The 2,980-nt window shown below is 75.3% G+C and carries 1 protein-coding gene and 1 pseudogene; both read right to left on the reverse strand.

The annotated features are described in order from the left end of the window. Positions 1–195, reverse strand: a pseudogene (locus ABT300_RS42680) (hypothetical protein); the annotation flags it as partial. Next, positions 195–2,980: SCO1167/SCO6262 family helicase (locus ABT300_RS42685; protein WP_351688172.1), on the reverse strand; the 2,786-nt coding region annotated here is incomplete at its 5' end. The pseudogene ABT300_RS42680 and the gene ABT300_RS42685, both read right to left, overlap by 1 nt.

The raw sequence follows: 2,980 nt of genomic DNA on the forward strand, positions 1-2,980 counted from the left end.
GATCACGCCGCAGACGCCGGGTGCGGCGTGCGCATCTGCCGCGTCGTCGTCGGTTGCCGATGCTCCGCATCGACGCCCTCCTCCGCCTTGCAGCCGCACGCACCACACCCCGCTCACCGGCGCCGAACAGTCCCGTTCGTCACCTGCGGCCTGATCCAGACGACAGGCCCCAGGGCTCTTGGGCGGTTCGCTCATCACGCCTCCCTCCGCAGCCTGACCAGGTCGGTGAGTTCACGGTCCGTCAGCTCGGTCAGGGCCGACTCGCCCGAGCCGAGGATCGCGTCGGCCAGGGCGCGCTTGGCCTGGAGCATCTCGGCGATGCGGTCCTCGACCGTGCCCTCGGTGATGAGACGGTGCACCTGGACCGGCTGGGTCTGGCCGATGCGGTAGGCGCGGTCGGTGGCCTGTTCCTCCACGGCCGGGTTCCACCAGCGGTCGAAGTGCACGACGTGCCCCGCGCGCGTCAGGTTGAGGCCGGTGCCGGCGGCCTTCAGGGACAGCACCAGGACCGGGGTCGCGCCGCTCTGGAAGCGGTCCACCATCCGCTCCCGCTCCGGCACCGGAGTGCCGCCGTGCAGCAGGTCGACGGGGACGGCGCGGGCGGCGAGGTGGGCGGTGATCAGACGGGCCATGCCGACGTACTGGGTGAAGACCAGGGCCGAGCCGTCCTCCGCGAGGAGGGTGTCCAACAGCTCGTCCAGCAGGGCGAGTTTGCCGGAGCGGGCGGCGAGGGCGTCGCCGACGGAGGTCGCGTCCTCCTTGAGGTAGAGGGCGGGGTGGTCGCAGATCTGCTTCAGCGCGCCGAGGAGCTTCAGCACCAGGCCGCGGCGGGCGATGCCGTCCGCCGTCTCGATGGCCAGCAGGGATTCGCGGACCACCGCCTCGTAGAGGGCGGCCTGTTCCCGGGTGAGCGGGACCGGGTGGTCGGTCTCCGTCTTGGGCGGCAGCTCGGGCACGATGCCGGGGTCGGACTTCTTGCGGCGCAGGAGGAACGGGCGGACCAGCCGGGCGAGTCGCTCCACCGCCTGGTCGTCCTCGCCGTTCTCCACCGCGCGTGCGTGGCGGGCGCGGAAGGACTTCAGGGGGCCGAGGAGACCGGGCGTCGTCCAGTCGAGCAGCGCCCAGAGCTCGGACAGGTTGTTCTCCACGGGGGTGCCGGTCAGCGCCACGCGCGCGGGCGTCGGGATCGTGCGCAGCGCCTTCGCCGTCGCCGAGTAGGGGTTCTTCACGTGCTGCGCCTCGTCGGCGACGACCATGCCCCAGGGCTGTTCGGCCAGTGCCGTGGCCGCCGAACGCATCGTGCCGTACGTGGTGAGGACGAAGCCGCCGGACAGTTCGGCCAGGCTGCGTTCGGGTCCGTGGAAGCGGCGGACGGGCGTCCCGGGCGCGAAGCGATTGATCTCGCGCTGCCAGTTGCCCAGCAGCGAGGCCGGGCACACCACCAGGGTGGGCTCGGTGCGGGCGCGCTTGAGATGCAGGGCGATGACGGTGATCGTCTTGCCGAGGCCCATGTCGTCGGCGAGACAGCCGCCGAGGCCGAGCGAGGTCATCAGGTCCAGCCAGGCCAGACCGCGCAGCTGGTAGTCACGCAGGACGGCGTGCAGACCGGCGGGCGGCTCGGCGGGCCGCACCCCGGCGGTGAGGCGGTCGCGCAGGGCGGCCAGGGCGCCGACCGGGACCGCCTCGACGGTCTCGCCGTCGACCTCGGCCACGCCCGAGAGGGCGACGGACAGGGCGTCGACCGGGTCCAGCAGGCCCAGTTCGCGTTTGCGGGCCTTGCGCACCAGCGCCGGATCGACCAGCACCCACTGGTCGCGCAGCCGCACCACCGGGCGGTGGGCCTCCGCCAGCGCGTCCATCTCCGCCTCGCTGAGCGGATCGCCGCCGAGCGCCAGCTGCCAGCGGAACTGCAGCAGTTCCTCGCCCTCGAAGAAGCCCGCGCCGTCGGTCGCGGAGCCGGGCGCGGGGCGGACCACGGCGGCCGCGCTGAGGTCCTGCGCGAGGTCCCGGGGCCAGTGCACGGCGACCCCGGCCGCGGCGAGCCGGGTGGCGGCCACGCCGAGCAGGTCGCCCAGCTCGTCCTCGGAGAGGGCCAGGACGTCCGGCGCGTCCTGGTCGGCGAGCCGGGCGAGCGGCGGCCACACACGCGCCGCACGCCGCACCGCGAGGGCCGCGTCCACGCGGGCGCGTGCCCCGAAGGCCGCGTCGGCCTCGCCCGCCCACAACGCCGCCGCGTCCGTCACCAGGGTCGGGTCGGCGAGGCTGTGCACCTGGACGATGGCCGCGCCGGCGCTGCGCACCCGCGCCCCGCCGTGGCCGTCGCCGCCGGGCGCGTCGAACATGTCGTACGCCGACAGGTCGAGGCGCAGCGAGATCCGCACGCCCGCGTCCATGCCGGCGGCGACCTCCGCTGCCCAGTCGTGGGCGCCGGGCAGCCGCTGCGGCCGGCGGTCCGCGAAGGGCTTGCCGCAGGCGTGCGGCGCGGCCGGGGTGCGCGGCAGGACGTCCGCCACCGCGTCGAGGAAGGAGCGCATCAGGGACTCGGGCCGGGGCAGCAGAAGCGGGCCGGGGCCGTCGAGCGGCACGGCGTGGCCCTCGGGCGGGAGGGCGGCGGCGACCGCGCGCAGATGCGCGATGTCCTGCGGGTCCAGCGGGCCGGCGCGCCAGGCGTCGTGTCCGGCGGGGGTGAGGCCGGGCAGGAGGCGGCCGCGGGCGGCGAGCCGCAGCGCGTGCAGGGCGGCCGCGCCCCAGCAGGCGGTCGCCGGGTGCGCGGCGGGGTCGTGGCGGGCGCGCACGAGCAGCGGGAGCGCCGTGTCGAGCGGCAGGGACAGGGCGGGGGTCCGCCTGCGGCGGATCGTGGCGCCGTGGCGTCGGACGACGGTGAGCTCCGTGCGTTCCGTAACTTCTCGATGATCGACGTGACGACCACCGCCGGCGAGATGCCGCAGACCACGGACGTCTGACCGGTCCGGCCGCCGAC

The organism is Streptomyces sp. NPDC001027 (assembly GCF_040299045.1).
Lineage (GTDB): Bacteria > Actinomycetota > Actinomycetes > Streptomycetales > Streptomycetaceae > Streptomyces.